The 23,701-nt window shown below is 65.2% G+C and carries 23 protein-coding genes; 6 read left to right on the forward strand and 17 right to left on the reverse strand.

What is annotated here, in order from left to right; genetic code table 11:
• Positions 1 to 193: 193 nt before the first annotated feature.
• From U5A65_RS32580 to U5A65_RS32595, 4 genes are all read right to left on the reverse strand, one after another.
• Positions 194 to 502, reverse strand: a complete 309-nt coding sequence (locus U5A65_RS32580; RefSeq protein WP_321914973.1) for a non-heme iron oxygenase ferredoxin subunit — start codon at positions 500 to 502, stop codon at positions 194 to 196.
• A 45-nt stretch (positions 503 to 547) separates the two neighbouring features.
• Positions 548 to 1,618, reverse strand: coding sequence for a fatty acid desaturase family protein (locus U5A65_RS32585; RefSeq protein WP_321948924.1), 1,071 nt, complete (start codon positions 1,616 to 1,618; stop codon positions 548 to 550).
• Positions 1,619 to 1,761: 143 nt separating this feature from the next.
• Positions 1,762 to 2,883, reverse strand: a complete 1,122-nt coding sequence (gene alr, locus U5A65_RS32590) for an alanine racemase (protein WP_321948925.1) — start codon at positions 2,881 to 2,883, stop codon at positions 1,762 to 1,764.
• 111 nt (positions 2,884 to 2,994) lie between these two features.
• On the reverse strand, positions 2,995 to 3,885 hold the full coding sequence (locus tag U5A65_RS32595) for a LysR family transcriptional regulator (protein WP_321948926.1): 891 nt from the start codon (positions 3,883 to 3,885) through the stop codon (positions 2,995 to 2,997).
• A gap of 102 nt (positions 3,886 to 3,987) precedes the next feature.
• Here U5A65_RS32595 and U5A65_RS32600 point away from each other — a divergent pair, with 102 nt between their 5' ends.
• On the forward strand, positions 3,988 to 4,413 hold the full coding sequence (locus U5A65_RS32600; protein ID WP_233888430.1) for a VOC family protein: 426 nt from the start codon (positions 3,988 to 3,990) through the stop codon (positions 4,411 to 4,413).
• Positions 4,414 to 4,434: 21 nt separating this feature from the next.
• Here U5A65_RS32600 and U5A65_RS32605 read toward each other — a convergent pair whose 3' ends face one another.
• The gene (locus tag U5A65_RS32605) at positions 4,435 to 5,550 is read right to left on the reverse strand and encodes a linear amide C-N hydrolase (protein ID WP_321948927.1); all 1,116 of its coding nucleotides are present in this window, start codon (positions 5,548 to 5,550) and stop codon (positions 4,435 to 4,437) included.
• A gap of 209 nt (positions 5,551 to 5,759) precedes the next feature.
• Complete coding sequence (locus U5A65_RS32610; RefSeq protein WP_321914968.1) at positions 5,760 to 6,065, reverse strand: hypothetical protein; 306 nt, start codon at positions 6,063 to 6,065, stop codon at positions 5,760 to 5,762.
• Between the two features lie 342 nt (positions 6,066 to 6,407).
• On the opposite strand from U5A65_RS32610, the gene U5A65_RS32615 reads away from it, so the two are divergent.
• The gene (locus U5A65_RS32615) at positions 6,408 to 8,600 is read left to right on the forward strand and encodes a TonB-dependent receptor (protein ID WP_321948928.1); all 2,193 of its coding nucleotides are present in this window, start codon (positions 6,408 to 6,410) and stop codon (positions 8,598 to 8,600) included.
• A 67-nt stretch (positions 8,601 to 8,667) separates the two neighbouring features.
• Here the strand turns inward: U5A65_RS32615 and U5A65_RS32620 are convergent, their stop codons facing one another.
• The 10 genes from U5A65_RS32620 to U5A65_RS32665 form a co-directional block, all read right to left on the reverse strand.
• Positions 8,668 to 9,333 carry a DUF2278 family protein gene (locus U5A65_RS32620; protein ID WP_321939139.1) on the reverse strand — a complete coding sequence of 222 codons (666 nt, stop codon included), beginning with the start codon at positions 9,331 to 9,333 and terminating at the stop codon, positions 8,668 to 8,670.
• A gap of 156 nt (positions 9,334 to 9,489) precedes the next feature.
• The gene (locus U5A65_RS32625) at positions 9,490 to 9,843 is read right to left on the reverse strand and encodes a RidA family protein (protein WP_321914965.1); all 354 of its coding nucleotides are present in this window, start codon (positions 9,841 to 9,843) and stop codon (positions 9,490 to 9,492) included.
• Between the two features lie 46 nt (positions 9,844 to 9,889).
• Positions 9,890 to 11,071, reverse strand: coding sequence for an FAD-binding oxidoreductase (locus U5A65_RS32630; RefSeq protein WP_321914964.1), 1,182 nt, complete (start codon positions 11,069 to 11,071; stop codon positions 9,890 to 9,892).
• Positions 11,064 to 12,494, reverse strand: coding sequence for an NAD(P)/FAD-dependent oxidoreductase (locus U5A65_RS32635; protein WP_321948929.1), 1,431 nt, complete (start codon positions 12,492 to 12,494; stop codon positions 11,064 to 11,066). Before U5A65_RS32635 ends, U5A65_RS32630 begins: the two co-directional genes overlap by 8 nt.
• Positions 12,484 to 12,858, reverse strand: coding sequence for a (2Fe-2S)-binding protein (locus U5A65_RS32640; protein WP_321914962.1), 375 nt, complete (start codon positions 12,856 to 12,858; stop codon positions 12,484 to 12,486). The genes U5A65_RS32635 and U5A65_RS32640 overlap by 11 nt, the downstream gene beginning before the upstream one ends.
• Positions 12,859 to 12,865: 7 nt before the next feature.
• Complete coding sequence (locus U5A65_RS32645) at positions 12,866 to 14,008, reverse strand: FAD-dependent oxidoreductase (RefSeq protein WP_321948930.1); 1,143 nt, start codon at positions 14,006 to 14,008, stop codon at positions 12,866 to 12,868.
• The gene (locus U5A65_RS32650) at positions 14,005 to 14,802 is read right to left on the reverse strand and encodes an ABC transporter permease (protein ID WP_321914960.1); all 798 of its coding nucleotides are present in this window, start codon (positions 14,800 to 14,802) and stop codon (positions 14,005 to 14,007) included. The genes U5A65_RS32645 and U5A65_RS32650 overlap by 4 nt, the downstream gene beginning before the upstream one ends.
• Before the next feature lie 11 nt (positions 14,803 to 14,813).
• On the reverse strand, positions 14,814 to 15,686 hold the full coding sequence (locus U5A65_RS32655) for an ABC transporter permease (protein WP_321948931.1): 873 nt from the start codon (positions 15,684 to 15,686) through the stop codon (positions 14,814 to 14,816).
• Positions 15,673 to 16,743, reverse strand: coding sequence for an ABC transporter ATP-binding protein (locus U5A65_RS32660; protein ID WP_321914957.1), 1,071 nt, complete (start codon positions 16,741 to 16,743; stop codon positions 15,673 to 15,675). The genes U5A65_RS32655 and U5A65_RS32660 overlap by 14 nt, the downstream gene beginning before the upstream one ends.
• A 55-nt stretch (positions 16,744 to 16,798) precedes the next feature.
• Complete coding sequence (locus U5A65_RS32665; protein WP_321914956.1) at positions 16,799 to 17,854, reverse strand: ABC transporter substrate-binding protein; 1,056 nt, start codon at positions 17,852 to 17,854, stop codon at positions 16,799 to 16,801.
• A gap of 179 nt (positions 17,855 to 18,033) precedes the next feature.
• On the opposite strand from U5A65_RS32665, the gene U5A65_RS32670 reads away from it, so the two are divergent.
• Positions 18,034 to 18,981, forward strand: a complete 948-nt coding sequence (locus tag U5A65_RS32670; protein ID WP_321948932.1) for a LysR substrate-binding domain-containing protein — start codon at positions 18,034 to 18,036, stop codon at positions 18,979 to 18,981.
• A gap of 9 nt (positions 18,982 to 18,990) precedes the next feature.
• On the opposite strand, the gene U5A65_RS32675 is transcribed toward U5A65_RS32670, so the two are convergent.
• Positions 18,991 to 19,920 carry a LysR family transcriptional regulator gene (locus U5A65_RS32675; protein WP_321914953.1) on the reverse strand — a complete coding sequence of 310 codons (930 nt, stop codon included), beginning with the start codon at positions 19,918 to 19,920 and terminating at the stop codon, positions 18,991 to 18,993.
• Positions 19,921 to 20,047: 127 nt separating this feature from the next.
• Here U5A65_RS32675 and U5A65_RS32680 point away from each other — a divergent pair, with 127 nt between their 5' ends.
• From U5A65_RS32680 to U5A65_RS32690, 3 genes are read left to right on the forward strand one after another with little or no spacing between them, the layout of a single operon-like run.
• On the forward strand, positions 20,048 to 20,986 hold the full coding sequence (locus tag U5A65_RS32680; RefSeq protein WP_321948933.1) for a hydroxymethylglutaryl-CoA lyase: 939 nt from the start codon (positions 20,048 to 20,050) through the stop codon (positions 20,984 to 20,986).
• A 16-nt stretch (positions 20,987 to 21,002) separates the two neighbouring features.
• Positions 21,003 to 22,154, forward strand: coding sequence for a CaiB/BaiF CoA-transferase family protein (locus U5A65_RS32685; RefSeq protein ID WP_321948934.1), 1,152 nt, complete (start codon positions 21,003 to 21,005; stop codon positions 22,152 to 22,154).
• A 60-nt stretch (positions 22,155 to 22,214) separates the two neighbouring features.
• Positions 22,215 to 23,654: an MFS transporter gene (locus tag U5A65_RS32690; RefSeq protein ID WP_321939125.1), complete on the forward strand. Its 1,440-nt coding sequence runs from the start codon at positions 22,215 to 22,217 to the stop codon at positions 23,652 to 23,654.
• Positions 23,655 to 23,701 lie beyond the last annotated feature (47 nt).

Below are 23,701 nucleotides of genomic sequence, written 5' to 3' on the forward strand. Positions count from 1 at the left end.
AGCGCGGGGTGCATGACTATCCATTCCGATTAATATGGAGAATCAGCACGCTAATGGCTATTTATGTCATTCTCGTTACATGGGACCGAGTAAGCGCTCAAGTTGGCTTGTTTAATACACCATAATGATCGGCGAGTGGCGCGCTAACGTTTGCGCGGCTTTTATAGCTTGCTTCGCGGAAAGTTTCTCTGCATCACACTTCAATATAAATCCGTCCGCCTTCTACTTTCGCCGGATACGTTGCGAGCTTTTCGCATACCGGTGCGCAAAGCGGTTTGCCGTCGCGCACGTCGAAGCGGCCATTGTGCTTCGGACATTCGATCACATGGCCCATGACGAGGCCGTCACTCAGGTGGACATGTTCGTGCGTGCAGAGGCCGTCGCTCGCGTAGACCTCGTCTTCCACGCGATAGATGGCAAAGGTGCGTCCGCCGTGGTCGAAGCGCATGACGTCTTCGTCTTCGATATCGTCGAGTGCGGCTGCGTCGATCCATTGGGTCATGGGGTGTCTCCGGTCTTTATGAATGGTTGCGCTGGCAACTGGTTGTCAAGCTTCGGCGTGGCCCGGCACCGGGCGCGCCACGTGATATGAGGGATCGCGTGTTTGCCGCACGAGCGCGGGAATGATTTCCGCATAGGCGGCCAGGCTGCTGCGGTAGGGCGGCGGCATATCCATTTTCACGACTTCGTGCAGGCGCGGCAGCGCGTGAAAAGGAATCATCGGAAACATGTGATGCTCGACGTGATAGTTCATGTTCCAGTAGAGAAAGCGGAACACGGGATTCATCATCACCGTGCGGCAATTGCGCCGGTGGTCGAGCACGTTCTCGGGCATGCCCGCGTGCTGCGTGAGGCCGAAGTAGAGATAGAGCCACGCGCCGTAGAGGCTCGGCAGGCCGATATACAGCAGCGGCAGGATCGTGCGAAAGCCGATGCACGCGCCAATCACGATCGCGTACACGAGCAGGCTCAGGCGCGCTTCGCGAATGGCCTTGGGCCATTCTGAGGCGGGCACGAAGCTTTGTTCTTCCGCGCCCAGGCGTGCGCAAGCGGCGCGGATCATGCGCGGCAGTTCACGCGATACGTGCTTGAGCGCGAAGATGTTCAGCGCGAGCGAAAGCCAGTCGGTGGGGCGTGGCGCGGCGATCTCGGGATCGCGGCCCACGACGAGCGTGTCGGTGTGATGGCGCGCGTGGCTCCATCGCCAGATCGTCGCGCAGCGAAACACCTGGAATGACGCGATCTGATAGAGCACGTCGTTCATCCAGCGCGTTTTGAAGGCGGTGCCGTGACCCGACTCGTGCCAGCGCGAATCGGCCGGACTGCAATAGAGCGTGCCGTACAGCAGGAACGCGGGCAGGGCCCACCATGAATGCGCGTGCCAGAGGAAACCGGCGAGCACGCCGCTCGCGACGATGGCCGCGTACCAGATCGCGGTGTCGCGGATGGCGCGTGCGTCGCTGCGCTGCATCAGCTGCTTCATCACGGGGCGCGGCACGGCGCACCGGTACCAGTCCGCGTTGACGAGGCCCGCTGCGCGCGCGCGTTCGCCTGCGCCGCCTATGAGGCGGTAGTCCGCGTGATGCGGCGCGTAGGCTTGAGTCTCCTGGTCGGCCACGAGCGTCTCCTTGATGTGTTGGCCACGCGCGGCGTGCGATGCGCTGCGCGTGTCAACACAAAAATAGGTGACGCAAGGCCGGGGCTCAACCGGAAGTTTGACGAAATTTCGTCAGGAGGCTTTCAGCGCGGTCAGACTCGTGCTCAGGCAGCTACGTACTCGCCTTGTGCTTGTGCGGTGGTGGGTGTCTGCGCGCCATCGGTCACGATCACCGGCACGCGCCGCGCGATCGCGCACATCAGCTCATAGCCGATCGTGCCCGACGCCTCGGCCACTTCGTCCACGCGCACCTGATCGCCCCACAGCTCGACGCTCGAACCGATGCCCGCCTGCGGGCACGGCGTGAGATCGACGGTGAGCATGTCCATCGACACGCGGCCCACTACGCGCGTGCGCACGCCGTCCACAGCGATCGGCGTGCCGGTGGGCGCGTGGCGCGGATAGCCGTCCGCATAGCCGCACGCCACGACGCCAATGCGCATGGGCCGGTCGACCGCGAAGGTGCGGCCATAGCCGATGGTTTCCTGCGGCGCGAGCGTTTGCACGCCGATGATGCGGCTCGTGAGCGTCATGGCCGAGCGCAGGCCGAAGCCTTCCACGTGCCGCGCCACGCCCGTGGGCGACGCGCCATACAGGATCGTGCCCGGGCGCACCCAGTCGCGGTGCGCGCGCGGGTGCCAGAGCACGCCTGCCGAATTCGACACCGACTGCTCGCCGGGAATGTCGCGCACGACAGCGTCGAACGTGTCGAGCTGCCAGTCGACCTGGCCGTCGTCGGCGTTCGCGAAGTGCGTCATGAGGCCGATTGCGCCGATCGACGGGATGGCGCGCGCGCGCTCCCACGCCGCGCGATACGCATGCGGGCGAAAGCCCAGGCGGTTCATGCCCGAGTTCATCTTCAGCTGAATGTCGATGGGGCGCTGCGGCTTTGCCGCCGCGAGCAGATCGAGCTGTTCGTCGCAATGCACGGCCACGGTGAGCCGGTGCGCGACGGCTAGCTCCACGTCGGCGGGCTCGAACACGCCTTCGAGCAGCAGCAGCGGTTTGGTCCAGCCCAGTTCGCGCACGCGCACCGCTTCATCGAGGTCGAGCAGCGCGATGCCGTCGGCGCCCGCGAGCGCCGGATAGATCCGCTCGATGCCGTGCCCGTACGCATTGGCCTTGATGACGGCGAAGGCGCGCGAGCCGGCAGCGAGCTGCTTCGCAAGCTGCAGGTTGTGGCGGATGGCGTCGGGGTGAATGCGGGCGGCGATGGGGCGCGGCATAGGCGTTCCTGTGGGTTGGACGGCACGGTCTAGTGATTTGTGCAATCGTATTGATTTTCGTCCAGTTATTTTTAATGTATTTTTCGCCTAATTTGGTTTAATCGACTGTGTTCATGGCTCCGCGTCCGTCTGCTGTTCCTGGGCGCGGGATTCGAGCAGCTGGATCAGCAGACGCGCAGGCTCGCTGAGCGTGCCCGGCGCGCGATGCACGAGGCCGACATCGCGGTGGAACGTGTGCTGCCCGAGATCGATCGCGCGCACTTTGGCGGGCCAGCGCCGCCATGCCGATGTCTGCGGCACCAGCGCAACGCCCACGCCGTTCGCAACGAGCCCGACGATGGCCTCGAGTTCGTCGAGTTCGCTCAGGTCCTGCACGGTGTAGTGCATGCGACGCAGGAAGCGGTCCACCTGACGTCCGCCGAAAGACGCGCGGTCGTAGCGGATGAAGGGTTGCGTAGCCAGCAGTTCGGCACAGTCATGGCCTTTCACGTGGCGCGGCACGATGAGCCGGAACGGCTCGCGCGCGAGCGTGGTCCAGCGCAAATCGCTTTGCAGTGCGAAGGGTGGCCGGATGATGGCCGCCATGTCGATTTCGCCTGCATCCACGAGATTGTGCAGCTCCATCGAAACGCCCGGAATCACACGCGTGCGGCAGCCGGCACAACGGCGGTGGAATTCGGCCAGCGCCTCGGGCACGAGCGCACGCTGCACGGAAGCGATCGCGCCGAGCGTGACGCGCCCGGTCGCCGCGGGGCCGGCTGCGCTCGAACTCAGGCTTTCATAGAGCCGGATGACCTCCTGCGCCTGGGCAAGAATGTGCTGGCCCATTGCGTTCAGGCGCGCCGCGCGCCCCTCGCGGTCGAACAGCGCGAAGCCCAGCTCCGCCTCGAGGCGCTGGATTTGCGCGCTCACGGCGGCCTGCGTCAAGCCGATCTTTTGTCCCGCGGCGGCGAACGTGCCTTCTCTCGCCACGGCAACGAGGGTTCTGAGTTCGCGTATCATGCATCAATAATATTTGTGAATCAGAAAATTATATATTGATTTTTTTTTTGCTTCGGTCTGTCTACCATGACAGGATTGCCTTCGAAGACAGTGGAGACACGCATGTCCCTTTCCCCCTTTCACCTCGCCATTCCCGTTTATGACCTTGCAGCCGCGCGCGACTTCTACGGCCGCGTATTCGGTCTTGCGGAGGGGCGCTCCAGCGCGCAATGGGTCGACTTCGACTTCTTCGGCCATCAGCTCGTGATTCACGAGCATCCGAAAACGGCCTCGCAGGATCATGCGCACACGAACCCCGTGGACGGCCACGACGTGCCCGTGCCGCATTTCGGCGTGGTGCTGAGCTGGGGCGACTGGGAGGCGCTGGCCGAGCGCCTCAAGACGTTCGGCGTGAAGTTCGTGATCGAACCTTACGTGCGCTTCAAGGGGCAGGTGGGCGAGCAGGCCACGATGTTCTTGCTCGACCCGTGCGGCAATGCGCTCGAATTCAAGGCGTTCAAGGATATCGGCCAGTTGTTCGCGAAATGAGCGTGGCTGCCCGCGCAGTGATCACTGCGCGGACGCGGGCATGAACTTGAACGACGGCGTCGCGACGAATTTGCCCGACACCTCGCCTGAGTACACCTGGCCGGAATCGATGGTGAGCTTCATCACCGGCGCGCCGGGTTTGAGGTCGAGCTTGCTCAGCGAGATCCAGAAGGTGTCGGGGCGTGTGGCGGAATCGAAGTAATAAACGCGGTCCGTCTGGTCCGCCACGGTGCGCCAGATCGTCGACGAAAGATTCGGCATGTTGGGCGTGGTGATGCCAAGCGGCACGCTCACGGAGCGCATGAGGCTCATCACGCTCGCCACGGCCTGATAAGCGGGGTTTTGCTGCGGCACACCGGCCATATAGGCAGGGTCGGGCTTCTTGGGAATCGCATCGAGCAGAAATGAGGTGCGTACGAAGCGGTCGGCTGCGCGATTCGTGCCGGGCAGAAAGGCGAGGCCGCCTACGCCTTTCCAGTACGTGTCGAGCGCGAGTTGTTCGGGGTAGATCGGCGAGTTCGTCATGACCTTGTACGCCTTGTCGTGCATGATCACGAGCTTGCCGTCGATATATTCGAGAATGGCCGAGTCGCCTTGCGAATCCGAAAGCGAGAGGTGGATCGAGATCGGCTTGCCGTCGGGAAGCGGTGGCGCAATGATCTGGAACGGCTCGCGGCCTAACGCGTCCACGGCCTCTCCAACCGTGGCGAAATTGTCGAGCACGTATTGCGCCCACAGGCTGATGGCAAGCGGCGGGTGCCCCGAGTCGGGCTTGCCGTAATCGGTTTCCGCGAGATAGAGCGCATTGGCCACGAGGCCGCGCTCATTCATGCCGTCCACACTGCCGATGTCGTATCCCGACACCACCACGCTGCCATATTTCGAGCGCCAGTGCGGCGAGCGCGGGCCCGCGTTGCCGTCGCGTTCGATGCCTGCCGGAAAGACCCAAAGGTTCGAGCGCATGTCTTCGGACCAGTCCATCGAACGCCCGGTGATGACGAGACCGCTATCGCCCACATAGAGCGCGCGCGTGCAGGCTTGCGCGGGATCGATGACGAACGGAGCAGCCAGCAGGGCGAGCGAAGCGGCAAACACGCAGGCTTTCAGGCGCAAATGCGAACGAAGCGGACGGGACATGATGGCGTTCCAGTTGCAGGACGCGCCGATCATGTCACGGAACTCGCGGTGGCCGGTTCGAACGTGGCCAGGGCGCAAGCACACCATCGGGTCTGCTATGCGGCGCGCATTGTGTGCGGGGCACGGCGCCGCCAGTCCATTCCAGTGGCCGCCATTAATAATCAGGATCACTGACTATTGCACGTAGATCGCCGCACATCGCGTGAACGCTACGGCTGCTGCCAGTGGAAACGATCGCCGCGCAGGGGGGCGCCTTGATCGTCGAGCTGTTCGTCGCCGGCCGGCAGCGCTTCGAAATATGACTTGCCTTCTTTCTGCGGCCCCGTATGCAACGCGGCGCGCGAAATGCCTGGCGGGATAGACGAGGGCGAGGCGGGCGGCCAATACAGCGTGGCAGGCGCCGCACTCTGGGGAGAGGGGAGAACCGTGTTTTCGTTTGCCGAGGCGAGGCCCATGGCCCATGCGGCCGGGACCGAAGCCAGAACGATCAGCACGGGGAACGTAGCGTGTTTCATACGCGGCCACCACGTGAATGGACTGACTGGGCCTGTATTTTATGTCGCGACTTAGCGTATTTCCAGGCGCGGGCATCACGCAGAGCAGCGAGGCGGCCGCGCCCTCGGGTGGCTTGTCCAATCCAGAAAACTCGAGGCGATTATTTCGCCAAACAGACATGATCGGCCTTGTCCGCGTCCGTTTTGAGCAGTATTTCGAAGGAATACGTCAAAACTGACAAATGCCATATGGGTTCTAGGAAAAGTCGTAAGGGTTTGTTAATATCGCCGGCCAGTGATAAATGAGAATGCTTCTCATTGAAGTATCCACAGGCACTGGCGAGACGACCCTTCCAAAACGACATGAACAACCGAGAACACGCGCGGCGCGCTCGACGCACGCAGCCCCGGCCCCTGCGGCCGTTGCATTTTGCGGCCTGGCTCACTTTTGCGGCGGCTCAGGCCGCCGTTGCCCAGACAGCGACTCCGGCCGCCACTGCGCAGGACGGCGCCGCGGCCACCACCAGCACGGACCAGGCGCTGCCCGCAGTGAAGGTGAGCGCGAGCCAGGTTGCCGATTCGCCGCTGCACCTGAATACGCCGGTGTCGAGCGGCGCGCTCGGCACGCGCTCGCAGCTCGACACGCCGTTCTCGACCACCGTCGTGACGGGCGAGAACCTCGCCGAGCGCCAGGTCTACAAGCTCGGCGACGTGTTCGCTGGCGACGCCTCGGTCAGCAACAACAGCAACGCCTATAACGCGTGGGCGACCTACATCACCGTTCGCGGCCTGCCCATCGACTGGCAAAACGGTTATCGCATCGACGGCAATCCGTTCATCTCGTACGGCATCACCATGCCTTACGAGCAACTGGAGCGCGTGGAGTTGCTCAAGGGCCTGGGCGGCTTCATGTACGGGTTTGCGCAGCCGGGCGGTCTCGTCAACTACGTGACGAAGCGGCCGGACAAGGACCCGGTCACGAGCCTCGACGTGGGCTATCGCATGGACGGCGTGCTGAGCACGCACGTGGACCTGAGCCGCCGCTTCGGCCCGGACGACATGTTCGGCGCGCGCCTGAACTACACGAAGGAAGCGGGCAAGACCTATAACGCGGGCGATATCAACCGCAACTCGGTTTCGCTCGCGCTCGACGGCCAGCTCACGCGCGACCTGCAGGTCTGGTTCAACGCGCTTTATCAGACCGTTCGTTCGAGCGGCCAGACGCCCGCGATCTACACGGGCAGCTATACGGCCTCGAGCCTGCCGGCGGTGATCAGCGGCGGCACGAACTTGCTTGGTGGCACCGACCAGCACATCAACACGAACCTGCAGCTCTACACGGCGGGCGTGCGCTACCAGATCACGCCCGACTGGTCGTTCACCACCTCGGGCAGCTACAGCAAGTCGGCGCGCGATCGCAACGAGAGCACGCTCACGCTGCTCAACCAGGAAGGCGACTACACCGACGCGCGCTGGAACGGCGACGAAGGCCATCAGGACATCTACTGGCAGGGCATGTTCGAGGGCAAGGTGAAGACCGGGCCGTTCACGCATCAACTCGTGATTGGCGGTTCGTACCAGCATCAGACCAACAACTACGCGTCGAACTCGATCTACACGGTGCTCGGCGACGGTAATCTGTATCAGCCCAATCCGTGGCGCTACTATTCGGGCTCCGGGCTCGAAACGTATCGCGCGAGCGATATCACGCAGGCTTCGGCGTTCGTGAGCGACACCATGCAGATCACGAGCCGCTGGTCCGTGCTCGCGGGCCTGCGGTACACGAACTATAGTCAGAACAACTACGCAACCACGGGCGAAAAGACCTCCCAGTACAGCCAGAACGGCGTACTCACGCCGACTTTCGCGCTCATGTACAAGCTCGAGCCGAATACGACGCTGTACGCGAGCTACGTCGAGGCGCTGGAGCAGGGCGCGATCGTCGACAGCATTTATGCGAATGGCGGCGCGATGCTGCGTCCGCTGCGCTCGCGTCAGTATGAGATCGGCGTCAAGAGCGAGCACGAGCGCTGGAGCGCGACGGCGGCGCTGTTCCGCATCGAGCGCGGCGCGGCGTACGCGAACAGCGACAACGTCTATGTGCAGGACGGCAATTCGATCTTCGAAGGGATCGAGGCGGCGGGCAGCGTGCGGCTTGGCCGCAGCTGGCAGCTGGCCGGCAGCGTCACGCTGCTCGATACGTGGTACGCGAAGGGCCAGTCGTACAACGGCAATCGCGTAGCCGGTGCGCCGACGTTCGTGGCCGCGGGCCGCGTGACTTACGACGTGCCTTATGTGCAAGGCCTGCAACTGGCGGCGGATGCGAAGTTCACGGGCAGCACGCAGGTGCGTCCGGCAAACAATCTGGAAACCGGCGGCTACATGCTCGTGAACGTGGGCGCGAACTACTTCACCCGCATTGGCGGCCACGACGTGACGCTGCGAGCCGCGATCGACAACATCACGAATCGCCGCTACTGGATGTTCCAGTACTCCGATTACATCGCGCCGGGCGACCCGCGCACGGTCAGCCTCAACGCGAAGATCGACTTCTAGGCGGTCGATCGTCTAACGAGCGGGCGCATGCCGGGGAGCCGGGATGCGCCCGTTTGCCGTTGAGCGCCTACGAAATCGGCTCTGAATTCGGCATCGGGTTGCCGAGATCGTCGGTCGGCACGTATTGCTGATCGAACGCCGCAACATACAAGGCCCATTCGGGGTCGCCGAGATCCACGAGCAGCGCGCCGTCCTGCCAGATGTCGTTGTGGTCGTTCGCGTCGTTGCCAGCCGTGTGGATGAACTCGCCCTTCGAGCCCTGGTTCATGTGGACGTCGTGAATGCCGTCGCCTTCGCTGTAGAAGCGGCCGAACACGTACACGTCGAGCGAAGATTGTTGCGCCCGCAACAGAAGACGCTTCAGCGAAGCGACCGGTTCGACCTGGTCGGAGCCATCCATCACGTCGCTGTCGCGCCACGCGCCCGTATTGGCGAGAAAGTCGCTGCGCTCGAAGTCGATGGCGGGCAGCGCTTCGGTGCCCGCGAGATCGGTCTTCCCTTCGGCGGCGCCTTCGAGCGTGGTGAGCACGTTGTGATTGAAGTCGAATACGAGTTTGTACTTGAGCAGGTCGTCGGCATCGGTGGTGCCCACGTTGACGGCGATGTCCCAGCGCGCGCCGTCGACCGTCACACCGAAGTGCAGGTGGTATTGAACTTCGTGAGGCCGCCGCGTGGGCTTCAACTGCGGCGCGGAAGCCATCTTCGCCTTGACGTAGCCGTAAGGAAGGGCCATCGCGCGCTCCTCTGAGTTCGGGTGGGTTCGCCATTGTGCCGCGCGAACGTGAACTTGCGCTGACAGCGTGCGCGTGAGAAGCGCCTTCGCTTTACGGATTGGCAATCGTGGCTGTCGGCGCGCTTTCATGCCAGCGCCGGCAGCCCGATCCCGCGCTTAACCCAGCGCCACCACCGCGATCTCCACGAGCAATTGCGGCGACGCCAATTGCGACTGCACGGTAGCCCGCGTGGGCGCGCAACCTGCGGGCACCCAGGCGTCCCACACTTCGTTCATGCCCGCGAAGTCGCGCGCGATATCCGCAAGCCACACTTGCGCGGAGACGAGCCGCGTCTTGTCGATACCGGCTTTGGCGAGAAAGCCGTCGATCTTCGCGAGCACCGCGGCGGTCTGGACTTTCACGTCCGGCGACGGATCGGCTGACGTCTGCCCACCCACGAACACGAGCCCGGCGGCCTTCACGACGCGGCTCATGCGCTGATTGGTCTCGATACGAACGATATCGTTCATGTGTCTGCAAGCTCCTTCGCCATCTTGGCGATACAGGGTGAGAGAATCAATGCGCAGCAACGCCGGCCATTGGCGCGTGCGCCGCGGCACGCTCGAAGCGGTCGATCGCGAACGCATCGAGCGAAAGCGAAGGCTCACCGTCGAGCACGAGTTCGGAAACGAGCCGCCCGCAAGCGGGCCCGAGTTGAAAGCCGCTGCCGCAATAGCCGAACGAGTAGTAGAGGTTCGAGGCGCGCCGGCTTGCCGATATGACGGGCAGCGAGTCGGCCGTGAACGCTTCCACACCGGCCCATGCGCGGTTCACGCCGAGATGGCGCAGATGCGGAAACAGATCGACTACAGTCTGTGCGCTTTTCACGAGCCGCATGAAATCGACTTCGCCGTGGCGCCCAGGCAAATCCGCGATGCCGATCAGCTTGCCGCCAATCACCACCGTGCCGTTGTCGAACTGCTTGAACGAAAGCGGGCGGCCCGTCGCGCCGAGCGTCGCGCGGCAGAACGGCGCCACGCGATGCGTGACCATCAGCATGAGCCCTTCGGGGTGAACAGGCACGCTCTCGCCAGCCTGGCGCGCCAGTTCGCCCGACCACGCGCCCGCCGTGACGAGCAGCTTGCGCGCGGCGAAGGTGCCGCGCGGCGTTTGGGCGATCCAGCGCTCGCCGCGCGGCTCGATGCGCGTGACCGGCGTGCCTTCAAAAAAGCGCGCGCCATGCTTTTGCGCGGCGAGGCGAAACGCCGTGGTGGTGCGAAAGGGCAGCGCGTAGCCGTCGCGCTCGACCCAGATGCCGCCCGTCACGTGCCTGGCCAACGCCGGTTCGAGTTCGAGCACCGTCTCACGGTCGATCAGCTTTTCGTGCGTGAAGCCGTGCGATTCGAGCAAGGCGACGCGTTCGCGGCATTCGTCCAGTTCGGCCTCGGTTTCGGCAATCTTCAGTTGTCCGGAGGGAACGAAGCCGCCGTCGTCGCCGATGGTTTCGGGCAGCGCGTGCCAGATTTCGCGCGACATGAGCGCGAGCGGAATCTCGGGAAGCGGGCGTCCGAGCGTGCGCACGCCACCGGCGTTGACGCCCGACGAATGGCGGCCCACGTAGTCGGCTTCGAGCACGGTCACGCTCACGCCGCGCCGCGCCATGTGAAAGGCGCTGCTCGAACCGTGCAGGCCGCCGCCGATCACGAGCACGTCCGCTTCCTGTACGGCGCTCGCAGAGAGAGTTCGGGCGTCATTCACCGGCGAGTTCTCCGAGCGTGAGCGGCTTGATGGGCGGACGGATGCGGTAGTAGCCGACCTCGGCTGGCGGCACGTTGCGCGCATCGGCGATCACTTCGGTCACGGTGAGTCCGCACATGCGGCCCTGGCACGGCCCCATGCCGCAGCGGCCGAATGACTTCGCCTGGTTCGGGCCGACGCAGCCGAGGCCGACGAATCCGCGCAACTCGCCCGCGGTTACTTCCTCGCAGCGGCAGACGATGGTGCTGTCGGCGGGAATACGGTTCGCGTCGCGCGGGCGGTAAAGGCTGTCGAGGAAAGGACGGATGCGCATCACGCGCTCCAGTTCAGCGCGATGCGGGGCGGCCTCGCGGTCGCGCGCGGCCAGGTCGATGGTGCCCAGTTGCGCCGCAGCGGCGAGCGCCGCGAGCGTGCCTTGTTGCGCGGCGGCCTGCGCGCCGCCGATCCCCGCGCCGTCGCCGGCCACGAAGATGCCGGGCACGTCGAGTTCGCCCCATGCGTCCGTTTGCGGCTTGAAGCAAAGCTGTCCGTTGTCCCAGCGATGTGTGGCGCGCAGCGCCTGCGTGAACTGCGTATTGGGCACCACGCCCTGGTGCAGCAGGATCACATCGGCCTCGATACGTTGCGCACGGCCTTGCGACGTGAACGTGAGCGCGGCTGCGCGCTGCACGCCGTCGCTGTCCTGGCGGCCTTCGACGGCAAGGTCGTCGGCGGCTTCGAAAATCGGCACCTTGGCCTCGCGCAGCGTGCGGATCAACTGCAGGCCTTTGCTCAAGAACGGCCACGAGCGCAGCGCGGCCAGCAGGTGGCGTTTCGCACGCCAGCGGTCTTCGTGGCGCGTGGTGTCGACGAGCGCGCGAATCGGCACGCCCGCCCGCACGTATTGCCAGCCGAGCAGATAGAGCAGCGGCCCGCAGCCCGCGAGCACGGGTGGCGAGGCGGGCACTTCGCCCGCGCTTTTCAGCAGGATTTGCGCCGCGCCCGCCGTGAGCACGCCGGGCAGCGTCCAGCCGGGAATGGGAAAGGGCCGCTCCAGCGCGCCGCTCGCGAGAATCACGCGCTTGGCCTGCAAGCTGCCCACCTTGCCGTCCTTGAGGTAGTGAACCGCATGCTCGCGCGTGACCTGCCACACGGACGCATGCGCTACGTGGCGCGCGCCTGAGCGTGCGAATGCCTGGGCGATGGCGTCGCCCGCCGCGTAGTCGGGGCCGAGTATCTCCTTGCGGCGCGCGTCGGCGCGGCCTATCGCGCGGTAGATCTGGCCGCCTACGGCGTCCTGCTCGTCGATCAGGACCACTGAGAGTCCGGCGCGCGCCGAATGCGTCGCCGCGCTCATGCCTGCGGGACCGGCGCCGACCACGACGACATCGACGGCTTCTGCGTGGAAATCGGCTTTGGCGTCGCCTTGATAATCACCGGGCATGAGCGTTCTCCTCGAGCGTGTCGGCATTCGTGGCCGCTCCGGGCGGCAGGTCGCGCGCGCCTTCCTGCGAGCGGATATGCATGCCCCCGTGCACGGGCACCATGCAGCTCTGGCGGCTCGGCACGCCGTCTATTTCCACGAGACATTCGAAGCACGCGCCCATCATGCAGAATGGTGCGCGTGGCGCTCCCGAAACGGGCGTCGCGCGAAACCGCGATATGCCCGCGGCGAGCAACGCAGCGGCGACGGAGCGATCGCCAGGCACGGAGAGCGGTTGGCCGTTGAACCAGATATCGACGCGCTTTTCGGCGTCGGTGAGCGTCTTGAACAGCGGCGCGGGCGCTTGGGTAGAGTGGGCTGTCATGGCAGGGTCAGTGAGCAAGGATCGGTTCGGCAGCCGCATCGGTTGCGAAGCGGTTTGCGGAGAAGGCGGGGAGTTCGGCGGGCATTGGCGCGCCCAGAATCCACGGGGCGATCCGCAGCGCGTGGGCCGCAGCGAGCGTCACGCCGCTATGGCAAGTGACGACGAAGGCCCCCGGATGCGCCTCCGACTGGTCGTAGATCGGAAAGCCATCGGGGCTGTACACGCGCAGCGCGGCCCACATGCGCACGAGCCGCACATGGGCCAGCATGGGAAACGCGCGCACGCCGCGCGCCGCAATCTGGCGCAGGATCGGCGTAGTGGTGAAGTCGTTGAAGCCGGCCTCTTCCATCGAGTCGCCGAACTGCACCGTGCCTTCGTCGGTCTGCCGCACGTTGATGGTCGGGTAGCGCAGAAACGGTTCGACGCGCTCGCTCACGAGCACCTGGCCGCGATTGGGCGCAACGGGCGCATTCAGGCCCACGTGCGGCGCGAGCGTGCGATTGCCGAGCCCCGCTGCGAGCACGACGCGCGCCGCGTGGTACACGCCGCGCCGGCCCTGCACGCTGAAGCCGCTGGTTCCGGCTACAACGCGCTCGGCGCGCTCGCCGGAGACGAGCCGCACGCCGCGCCGTTGCATCGCGACATGCAATGCACGCAGCAGCTTGAGCGGGTTGACGTGGCCATCCATCGGCGTATAGCTTGCGCCCGCGACCTCGGGGCCGATGCCCGGAAGCCGCTCGCGCAGCTCTCGATGATTTAGCAGTTCGAACGGATAATCGCCGATCTCGGCCTGCAAGGTGGAGAGCCGTTTAAGGCGTTCGGCGAGTTCTTCGTCCGAGAAGCAGATATGAAAGCCGCCGGGCTGTCGCAGCGCGACGTCCACGCGCGCTTCGTCGGCGAGGCTTTGCGCGAGCAGTGGCCAGCGCTGCGCCGAACTGCGCGACCAGCGCGCGTACGGCGAAAGGCCGTAACCTTTGCCCTGAATCCAGACGAGGCCGAAATTGCCGCGCGAGGCGCGAAAGCCGCCGTCGTCCTCGTCGAGCACGGTCACGCGCGCGCCTTCACGAGCGAGGCCGTAGGCCACGGCGGAGCCGACGAGGCCGCCGCCGATCACGAGCACGTCGGGGCTCGTGGAGGAGTGTTGTGTCATCGGGCTTCTCCGATCAGGATGCGGTCCAGCCCGACCATGCGGTCGAGCAGCAGCATCAGCAGGATCGTGCCGACGATCAGCACCGCCGACACCGAAGTGACGAGCGGATCGATCGTTTGCGCGATCTGGTTGTACATGGCGACGGGCAGTGTGGTGGTGCCGGGCGTCGCGACGAAAATCGTCATGGTCAGTTCATCGAAGCTCTGGATGAACGACAGCACCCAGCCGCCCGCTACGCCCGTGCGGATCATCGGCAGCACGACGCGGCGGAACGCCGTGAAGCGACTCGCCCCGCACGAAAGGGCGGCACGCTCGGCGTCGCGATCGAGGCCGACCGCCGAAGAAAGCGCGAGGCGCAGCGCATACGGCAGCACGATCACCACGTGCGCGGCGACGAGTGCCCAGAAGGAACCGTTCAGGTTGAGCAGTGAAAGAAAGCGCAGGAACGCAATGCCGAGCACCACGGCGGGGATCATCATCGGCGAGAGGAAGAAGCTCACCAGCGCGCCGCGGCCTGCAAAGCGGTAGCGCGCGATGGCGAGCGCGGCGGGCACCGCGAGCGCCACGCCGATGGTGGCCGCCGCGAACGCGAGGCGCACCGAAAGCCAGAACGCGGCGACGATGTCGCCGTTCTGCAGGATCGCGCGAAACCAGCGCAGCGAGGCACCGTCGAACGGCATCGAGATATAGCCCTTGTCCGTGAAGGCCACGAGCAGCACCACGACGATCGGCGCGAGCATGAAGGCGAGAAAGAGCGCGTTGAACGCGAGCCCGAGGAATCCGTTGCGTTTCATGTCGAGCCCCGTTAGTCGAAGATGTGCTTGAAGCGGTGCTCGGCGAGACGGCTGCAGCCCATCACGATTGCCACGTTGGCGATCAGCAGCAGCACGGCAATGCTCGCGCCCAGTGGCCAGTTCAGCGTACCGAGGAACTCGTCGTAAGCAGCCGTGGCGACGACCTTCAGCCGCCGCCCGCCGATCAGCGCAGGCGTAGCGAACGCGGAGGCCGAGAGCGCGAACACGATGATCGAACCCGAGAGCACGCCCGGCATGATCTGCGGCAGGATCACGCGGCGGAACACGCGCAGCGGCGAGGCGCCGAGCGAGCGGCCGGCCCATTCCACCTGCGGATCGAGCTTTTGCAGCGTCGCCCAGACCGACATCACCATGAACGGCACGAGCACGTGCGTGAGCGCGATGATCGTGCCGGTCATGGTGAAGACGAGGCGAATGGGCTCGTCGGTGATGTGCAGCGCCTGGAGTGCGTTGTTGAGCACGCCGTTATTGCCCAGCAGGATTTGCCAGCCGAGCGTGCGCACGACCACGGAAATCAACAGCGGGCCGAGCACGATCAACAGACAAGCGGATTGCCATGGACGCCGCATGCGCGCGAGCACCAGCGTTTCCGGCACGCCGAGCACGATGGAAAGCAGTGTGACGGCGAACGCCAGGCCCGCAGTGCGCAGGAAGATTTCACCGTAGTACGGATCGCTCAGGACCTCCAGGTAATTCGTAACGGTCCAGCCGCGTTGCACGCCCGCAAGATCGCTGAACACATGAAACGAGAGCACGAAGGTGAGCAGCAGCGGCACCAGCAGCAGCGCGAGAAACAGCAGCAGCGCGGGCGCGGAGAGCAGCCAAGGCGCGGCGCCCGCGCGCGAGTCGTCAAGCGTTGCCATGGGCGCCCTCCCGCGTGAGCACGCGCAGATCGTCGTCGGTCCACGCGAGTCCGACTTCGTGGCCCTCATCGGGCGGCGGCGCACCGTGATTGGGTTGCGCGATATGCAGCTTGCCAAGCTCGGTCTCGACGGCGAGCAGCCACTGATTGCCGACGAACACGCGCGTGCTCACGCGGCCTGTGAGGCGCGCGTCGCCATTGGCGAGACGCACTTTTTCGGGGCGGATATAGACGTTCACGGCGCCCGCGACCTCGCGGCCTTCGTGGGGCACGTGCAGCATCGTGCCGCCTACCTCGACCTCGGCGCAGCGCAGGTTGCGGCGCAGGACTTCGCCTTCCAGCGTGTTGGTGCGGCCAAGGAAGGTCGAAGCGAACGGCGTGGCCGGGCGCTCGTACGCGTCGAACGGTGTGCTCAACTGCGCGATCGTGCCGCGATGCATGACCGCAATGCGGTCGCTCATCGTCATCGCTTCCACCTGGTCGTGGGTCACGAGAATAGTCGTGATGCCAAGGCGCTTCTGGATCGCGCGCAACTCGATATGCATCTCTTCTCGCAGCTTGGCGTCGAGATTCGACATCGGCTCGTCGAGCAGCAGCAGTTCGGGCTGCATGGCCAGTGCGCGAGCAATCGCCACACGTTGGCGCTGGCCGCCCGAAAGCTCTTTCGGGTAGCGCGCGTCGAGCCCGCGCAGGCGCACGAGGTCCAGCGCCTCGGCAATGCGCTCGGCGCGTTGCGCGCGCTTCATCTTCTGCATCTCCAGACCGAAGCCCACGTTGCCGGCCACGGTCATGTGCGGAAAGAGCGCATAGCTTTGAAACACCACGCCGATGCCGCGTTTCTCGGGCCGCTCGTGCGTGATGTCGCGGCCGTCGAGCGTGATGCGGCCCGTGCTCGGCGTGACGAAGCCCGCGATCATCTGCAGTGTCGTCGTCTTGCCGCAGCCCGAGGGACCGAGCAGCGAGAGAAACTCGCCGCGTGCGACCGTGAGGTCGAGCTGCTCGATCGCCGTGAAGTCGCCATAGCGCTTCGAGATGCCTTGCAGGGTGAGGAAGCTCATGAGCGTGGGTCCTCGCTGATCACGTGCGGTGGGTGCGGGGCAGGGAGCGCGCGCATCAGCGCTCGACCGAACGGTTCCAGCGCTCGGTCCACTCGGTGCGATGCTCGTTGATGGTGCTCCAGTCCATGGCCGTGAGCTTCGAGATCTGGTCAGGACCATAGGGCACGCGCGCGGCCACTTCCGACGTGAGCTTGACGGTCTTGTTGACGGGGCCAAGGCCGATGTCCGCTGCCTGCTGCGCCTGCACTTCCGGGCTCAGCAGGAACTGGATGAACTGTTGCGAGAGCTGCGGCTGCGCGTTCTGCGCAATGGAGCACGCGGCCACCTGCAGCGCCACGCCGCCTTCCTTCGGGTAGATGAACTTGAGCGGGAAGCCCGTGTTCTGCAGCGCCACCGCGCGGCCGCTGCCGTAGGGGGCGATGATCACGTCGCCCGACTGCATGAGGCCGTCCATTTCGCCGGGCGTGGGCGCCCACGAAAGCACATTGGGCGCGACCTGTTTCGTCATCGCCTTGAAGCCGGGGTCGATGTCCTTTTCGCCGCCGCCGTTCAGGCGCGCGAGCATGACGAGCGTGTGCAGGCCGTAGGTGTTGGTGATCGGCGGCACGCCGAGCTTGCCTTTCACGCGCGCGTCTTCGAGCGACTTCCACGAGTCCGGCGCGGGCAGGCCGAGCTTTTTGAACGCCTGTTCGTTATAGCCGATGCCGGTCGCCACCATCCCCACGCCCACGGCGGTCGGGCCGATGTGTGCGAGCGGGTAGAGGTCCTTCATGACGGGCGCGTCGTCGAGCTTGCCGCACAGGCCGAGTTGCATCGCCTGGTACATCGGGCCGTCGTCCATCACGGCGACGTTGATCTGCTCGTGGCCCTTTTGCGCCTGGAGTTTCGCGAGCGTGTCGCTCGAATTGCCCGCCACATAGACGATCTTGACGTCATGCGCCTTTTCGAACGCCGGGATGATCTTCTGACGATAAAGCTGCTCGTTGGAGCCGCCGACGTTGGCGACGTACAGCGTGGTTTCGGCCTGGGCTAGCGAGGCCGCCGCGAGCGCGAGGGCGGCGAGCGCGGTTTTAGGCAGGAAGGTTGAACGACGGCGCATCGCGGCTTTCATGACGACGATCTCCATTCGATTGTGGGGAGCGGCGAACCGGACAGTGCGCCGATGCATCGCAGTCTGTGCCGGGCTGGCCATATCGTCCAATACGAATAAAATGCCAACCTATACGGTAATGATATGGACCAGGGTTAGGCCCTGGCGTGTGAATCAGGGTTAAGCCCAGGAGATCTGCCTTGAATCTGAAGCACGTCGAGGCGTTTCGCGCGGTAATGGTGTCGGGTTCGATGACGGCCGCCGCGAAAGCGCTTTACACCTCGCAGCCCAACGTGAGCCGCCTGATCGGGCAACTGGAGCGCGAGACCGGGCTCACGCTGTTTCAGCGCGTGGGCATCCGCCTCATTCCCACGAGCGAGGGCAACGCGTTTTTTCGCGAAGTCGAGCGGGCGTATGTGGGCCTGCAAGGACTCAGCAATGCCGCCGCGCAAATCCGCAATCTCGGCAGCGGACGCCTGCGTATCGCCGCGATGCCTTCTGCGGGGCTCACGCTCGTGCCGCACGCCATCGACAAGTTTCGCCGCCTGTTTCCGGGCGTGACGGTCTCGCTGCACGTGAACACCTCGGGCACGGTGAACCACTGGACCGGTTCGCAGTTTTGCGATCTGGGTGTGGCCGTGTACATCAGCGAGGCGTCGAATTGCGAGGTGGAATTGCTCTCGAAGGTCGCGGCCGTTTGCGTGATGCCGGCTTCACATTCGCTCGCGAAAAAGGCCATGATCCGGCCCGCCGATCTGGAGGGCGAGTCGTTCATCTCGCTGTGTCACGGCGACGGCACGCGCACGCAAATGGACGAAATATTCCAGCGTGCCGGGGTCGAGCGCGTCCTTGCCATCGAGGCGCAGTACACGGCAATTTGCTGCGAGATGGTCCGCTGCGGCATGGGCGTGACGCTCGCGCATCCCATCGTCGCGCGCGATTTCGCAGGGCCGGACATTGCCATCCGGCCGTTCTCGCCGGCGGTGATGTTCCCCACGTACCTGCTATTTCCGCCGAACCGGCCGCGCGAGCGTCTGGTGGCCGAGTTCGTCGAAGTACTGCGCGCGCATCACGATGGGTTGATTGCGCAGATGAAAGCGCCCGAGCGCGCGAGCGCGCGCAAGCGCACGAAGAAAGCGGCGGCTTGAGGCGGGCGCTCAGGCCGTGCGCTTCGCACCGCGTTTCTTCTGAGCCGCCCGCTCCACGAGATGCTCGACCATGCGCTGCGCCGCGGGCTGCAGCGTGTCGAACGCGCGAAAGCAGACGATGAAACGCCGCCGCGCCCAGGCATCGGTCAAGGCAATGGTGTGCACGTCCATGATGCGCCGGTAGGTGTGGCTCACCTCCTCGGGCACGACGCTGATGCCGAGATTGGCGGCCACTACGCGAAACGCCGCGTCGAGTGTCGACACCACCGCGCGATAGGCGACCGTGCGCCCGCTGCGCGCCGCCGACTGCCGCAGCATCGTATGCACGGCGGTGGAGGGCGGCAGGCCCACGTGCTCGTAATCGAGCGTCTCCTCGAAGGCGATGGTGCGGCGTTTCGCAAGCGGGTGCTCGGGATGCACGGCGAGCACGAGGCGGTCTTCACGCCAGGGGCGCGATTGAAGGCCCCCGAGTTCGACGTTGTCCCAGCACACGCCTAGCGAGGCCGCGCCGTCGCGCACACGTTGCACGAGTTCGTGCGACGTGCGCTCCTCCACGTTCACGCGAATGTTCTTGTACGCGGGCAGGCGCATGAACGACGCGAGGTCGTCGAGCAGCGCTTCGGCGATTGCGGAGGCCGAGGCGCACACGCTCACGCTGCCCGAGAGGCCGCTGCCGAGCGCGGCGACGTCGCTGGCCGCGCGCTCGAGCGTGAAGATCACGCTGCGCGCATGTTCGAGCAGCGCGAGGCCCGCCGCGGTGGGCTGCACGCCGCGGCGCGAGCGCGTGAGCAGCGGCACGCCGAATTCGCTTTCGAGCTGGGCAATGCGCTTGCTGATGGCGGAGGGCTCGATATGCTCCTCGCGCGCCGCACGTCCCATGTTGCCGTGCTCGCACACGCTCACGAGAAGGCGCAGGGTCTTGAGGTCGATGTCGTGCACGATGTCTCCTTACGGCATTTTGTGTGTTTCCAGATTGGAATCTTGAAGCTTCCAAAATACCGCTTTATGTATTTTGCGGAATGCCTAAAGTTAGCACATCGCTGGAGACAAAAACGGAGACACCTTCATGCCCCCATTACCACGGCGCGGCGTAATACGCGAGGTCGGCCTGCGCGACGGCCTGCAGAGCATCCAGACCGTGCTGCCTACCGAGCACAAGATCGCGTGGATACGCGCGGCATACGAAGCCGGTCAGCGCGAGATCGAAGTGGGCTCGTTCGTGCCCGCGCGCCTCTTGCCGCAACTCGCCGATACGGCGGAACTCGTCGCTTACGCGAAAACGCTGCCGGACCTCTTCGTCTCGGTGCTCGTGCCGAACCTGCAGGGCGCCGAGCGAGCGCTGGAAGCGCAAGCGGACCTCATGCTCGTGCCGCTTTCGGCGAGCGAAGCGCATAGCCTTGCGAACCTGCGCAAAACGCCCGGTGAAGTGGTGGCCGAGGTGGCGCGCATGCGCGCCGCGCGCGACGCCAGCGGCGCGAAGACGCTGATCGAAGGCGGCATCGGCACGGCCTTCGGCTGCACGCTGCAAGGGCGTGTCGAGCCTGCCGAGGTGCTGCGCTGCATGCAGGCGCTGCTCGACGCGGGCGCGGACCGCGTGAGCCTCGCCGACACCGTGGGCTACGCCAACCCCGCCGCCGTGCGAGCACTCTTCGAGGCCGCGCGCGAAATCGCGGGCGAGCGTTTGTGCTGCGCGCATTTTCACGACACGCGCGGCCTCGCGCTCGCCAACGTCTATGCCGCGCTGCAGGCGGGCGTGACGCGCTTCGACGCCACGCTTGGCGGCATCGGCGGCTGCCCGCATGCGCCGGGCGCAAGCGGCAACGCGTCGAGCGAAGACCTCGCGTTCATGCTCGCGGACATGGGCATCGAAACGGGCATCGACATCGAACGGTTGCTCGCGCTGCGCGCGCGCGTGGCCGCGTGGCTGGAGGGCGAAACGCTGCACGGCACGCTCTGGCGCGCCGGCCTGCCGAAGACTTTTGGCGCAACCGCGCATCACGCCTGATTGATTGGAATTCCTTATGAATACGCAAAACCGGTTGCCACTCGAAGGCGTGCGTGTCGTCGAATTCACGCACATGGTCATGGGCCCCACCTGCGGGATGATCCTCGCGGACCTCGGCGCCGAAGTCATCAAGATCGAACCGCCAGGCGGCGACAAGACGCGCAACCTGCCGGGCCTCGGCATCGGCTTTTTCCGCTCGTTCAACCGCAACAAGAAGAGTGTGGTGCTCGACATCAACACCGAAGCGGGGCGCTCGGCGGCCGTGGAGTTGATCGGCGAGTGCGACGTGATGCTCGAAAACTTCCGGCCCGGCCTCATGGAAAAGCTCGGCCTGGATTACGCGACGCTCTCGCAGCGTTACCCGCGCCTCATCTATGTCTCGCACAAGGGCTTCTTGCCGGGCCCCTATGAAAAGCGTCTCGCGCTGGACGAAGTCGTGCAGATGATGGGCGGCCTCTCCTATATGACCGGGCCCGCGGGGCGGCCGCTGCGCGCGGGCACCTCGGTGAACGACATCATGGGTGGCATGTTCGGCGCGATTGGCGTGCTGGCCGCGCTGCGCGAGCGCGACACCACCGGCCGTGGCCAGGAGGTGCAAAGCGCGCTGTTCGAGAACTGTGTGTTCCTGAGCGCGCAGCACATGCAGCAATACGCCATGACGCACGAAGCGCCGCCGCCCATGCCGTCGCGCGTGTCGGCCTGGAGCGTGTACGACGTGTTCACGCTCGCTGAGGGCGAGCAGCTTTTCATCGGCGCGGTAAGCGACAAGCAGTTCGTGACGTTGTGCGACGTAATCGGCTGCCCGCGGCTTGCCGACGAGCCTCGCTTCGCGAACAACGCCCTGCGCGTGGCCGTGCGGCCTGAACTGCTCGAACGCCTGGGCGCAGTGTTGGCCACGCAGCAGGCCGCCGAACTCATGCCGCGCCTCGAAGCGGCAGGCATTCCCTACGCGCCGATCGTGCGCCCCGATCAGTTGCTCGACGATCCGCACCTCAAGGCGAGCGGCGGACTCGTGCCGATGCAGACCGACGACGGCGGCACGACCGAAGTCGTGCTGCTGCCGCTCATGATGGGCGGCCGCCGTCCCGGCGTGCGTCAGCCGCTCGCGAAGGTGGGCGAGCACACCGAGGAGGTGCTGGCAGGACTGAAGTCACGCGCGGCGACCTGAGCAAGCAGGCCCGGCATTCACAAGAAAGACGCCCAGCGAGGCGTCGTCACGGAGACAAGCATGCAACGAATCCTCGGGGCGGACGATCCGCTCGACGCCGTCACGGCCCCACCCGTGGGCAATCGCGCGGCGGCCGCGCTTTCCGCCAGGCTCGACCGCCTGCCCGCCACGCGCCAGCTCTGGATGCTGGTGATGCTGATATCGCTAGGCGGCTTCTTCGAGGTCTACGATCTCATCTTCACAGGGTATATCGCACCGGGCATGGCCAAAAGCGGCATGCTGCAAACCACCACGCACGCGTTTTTCGGCTTCAACGGCATAGGCGCGTTCGTGGCCGCGACGTTTGCGGGTCTTTTCGTCGGCACGTTCTGTTTCGGCTGGCTACCGGATAAATTCGGACGACGAAGCGTATTCACATTTTCGCTGCTGTGGTATTCGGCGGGCTCGGTGGCGATGGCATTCCAGCATACGTCGCAGGGGCTGATCCTGTGGCGCTTCATCACGGGCATCGGCGTGGGCATCGAGATCGTCACCATCGACAGCTACGTCACGGAGATGGTCCCGCAGCAAATGCGCGGGCGTGCGATGGCCTTGAATCAGGCGATCATGTTCTCAGCCGCGCCCATTTCAGCGCTGCTTTCGTGGTGGCTAGTGCCGCTGGCGCCGTTCGGTCTGGATGGCTGGCGCTGGGTCGTGCTTGCCGGTTCGCTCGGTGCGGCGATTGTGTGGTTCGTGCGCCGCGCCGTGCCGGAAAGCCCGCGCTGGCTCGTTACGCACGGTCAAACGGAGGCGGCCGAACGCGTGATCGCGCAGATGGAGCAGCGCGCCGTGCGCGAGAGCGGCCAGGCGTTGCCCGAGCCTTCTCCCACGCTCGTGCTGCCCGCGCATCGGCGCACTTCGCTTGCGGAGCTGTGGAAACCGCCGTACCGCGCGCGCCTCATCATGCTGATCGCGTTCAATCTGTGCCAGGCGGTGGGCTACTACGGATTCGCCAACTGGGTGCCCACGCTCCTGATCGGGCAAGGCGTGACCGTCACGAAGAGCCTGCTGTATGCGGTCGTGATCGCCATTGCGCTGCCGTGCGGGCCGTTGCTCGCGATGCTCGTGGCCGATCGCATCGAGCGCAAGTGGCTCATCGTCGGCTCGGCTTTCGCGGTGGTCGTGTTCGGGTTGCTGTTCGCGCAGGCACGCGGGCCGCTTGCGCTCATTTCGCTCGGTGTCCTGATCAGTCTCGCGGGGCAAACCATTTCCGTGTGCTATCACGCCTATCAGGCCGAGCTTTTTCCCACGGCCGTGCGTTGCAGCGCCAATGGCATCGTTTATTCCGCAAGCCGCGTGGGCGCCATGATGTCGGGTTTCATCATCGCCGCGTTGTTGCGCGATTTTGGCGTGAGCGGTGTGTTCGCCGGCATCACCGTGTGCATGCTCGCGGTGATGATTTCCATCGGCGGATTTGGGCCGCGCACGAATGGCGTGCGGCTCGAAGAGCTTTCGGCGTGAGGCAGAAGGGGATGAGGCGTGCCGGCCGGCACGCCTCGTAAGGCAAC

The organism is Paraburkholderia sp. J10-1, assembly GCF_905220165.1.
In the GTDB taxonomy this organism is placed as follows: Bacteria; Pseudomonadota; Gammaproteobacteria; order Burkholderiales; family Burkholderiaceae; genus Paraburkholderia.

Coding starts and splice junctions, on each gene's coding strand:
- U5A65_RS32625 (WP_321914965.1), bottom strand. CDS start 9,843: ATGAACGATATCGTTCGTATCGAGACCAATCAGCGCATGAGCCGCGTC.
- U5A65_RS32640 (WP_321914962.1), bottom strand. CDS start 12,858: ATGACAGCCCACTCTACCCAAGCGCCCGCGCCGCTGTTCAAGACGCTC.
- U5A65_RS32685 (WP_321948934.1), top strand. CDS start 21,003: ATGAATACGCAAAACCGGTTGCCACTCGAAGGCGTGCGTGTCGTCGAA.
- U5A65_RS32645 (WP_321948930.1), bottom strand. CDS start 14,008: ATGACACAACACTCCTCCACGAGCCCCGACGTGCTCGTGATCGGCGGC.
- U5A65_RS32600 (WP_233888430.1), top strand. CDS start 3,988: ATGTCCCTTTCCCCCTTTCACCTCGCCATTCCCGTTTATGACCTTGCA.
- U5A65_RS32610 (WP_321914968.1), bottom strand. CDS start 6,065: ATGAAACACGCTACGTTCCCCGTGCTGATCGTTCTGGCTTCGGTCCCG.
- U5A65_RS32615 (WP_321948928.1), top strand. CDS start 6,408: ATGAACAACCGAGAACACGCGCGGCGCGCTCGACGCACGCAGCCCCGG.
- U5A65_RS32660 (WP_321914957.1), bottom strand. CDS start 16,743: ATGAGCTTCCTCACCCTGCAAGGCATCTCGAAGCGCTATGGCGACTTC.
- alr (WP_321948925.1), bottom strand. CDS start 2,883: ATGCCGCGCCCCATCGCCGCCCGCATTCACCCCGACGCCATCCGCCAC.
- U5A65_RS32665 (WP_321914956.1), bottom strand. CDS start 17,854: ATGAAAGCCGCGATGCGCCGTCGTTCAACCTTCCTGCCTAAAACCGCG.
- U5A65_RS32635 (WP_321948929.1), bottom strand. CDS start 12,494: ATGCCCGGTGATTATCAAGGCGACGCCAAAGCCGATTTCCACGCAGAA.
- U5A65_RS32690 (WP_321939125.1), top strand. CDS start 22,215: ATGCAACGAATCCTCGGGGCGGACGATCCGCTCGACGCCGTCACGGCC.
- U5A65_RS32605 (WP_321948927.1), bottom strand. CDS start 5,550: ATGTCCCGTCCGCTTCGTTCGCATTTGCGCCTGAAAGCCTGCGTGTTT.
- U5A65_RS32655 (WP_321948931.1), bottom strand. CDS start 15,686: ATGGCAACGCTTGACGACTCGCGCGCGGGCGCCGCGCCTTGGCTGCTC.
- U5A65_RS32680 (WP_321948933.1), top strand. CDS start 20,048: ATGCCCCCATTACCACGGCGCGGCGTAATACGCGAGGTCGGCCTGCGC.
- U5A65_RS32580 (WP_321914973.1), bottom strand. CDS start 502: ATGACCCAATGGATCGACGCAGCCGCACTCGACGATATCGAAGACGAA.
- U5A65_RS32620 (WP_321939139.1), bottom strand. CDS start 9,333: ATGGCCCTTCCTTACGGCTACGTCAAGGCGAAGATGGCTTCCGCGCCG.
- U5A65_RS32595 (WP_321948926.1), bottom strand. CDS start 3,885: ATGATACGCGAACTCAGAACCCTCGTTGCCGTGGCGAGAGAAGGCACG.
- U5A65_RS32650 (WP_321914960.1), bottom strand. CDS start 14,802: ATGAAACGCAACGGATTCCTCGGGCTCGCGTTCAACGCGCTCTTTCTC.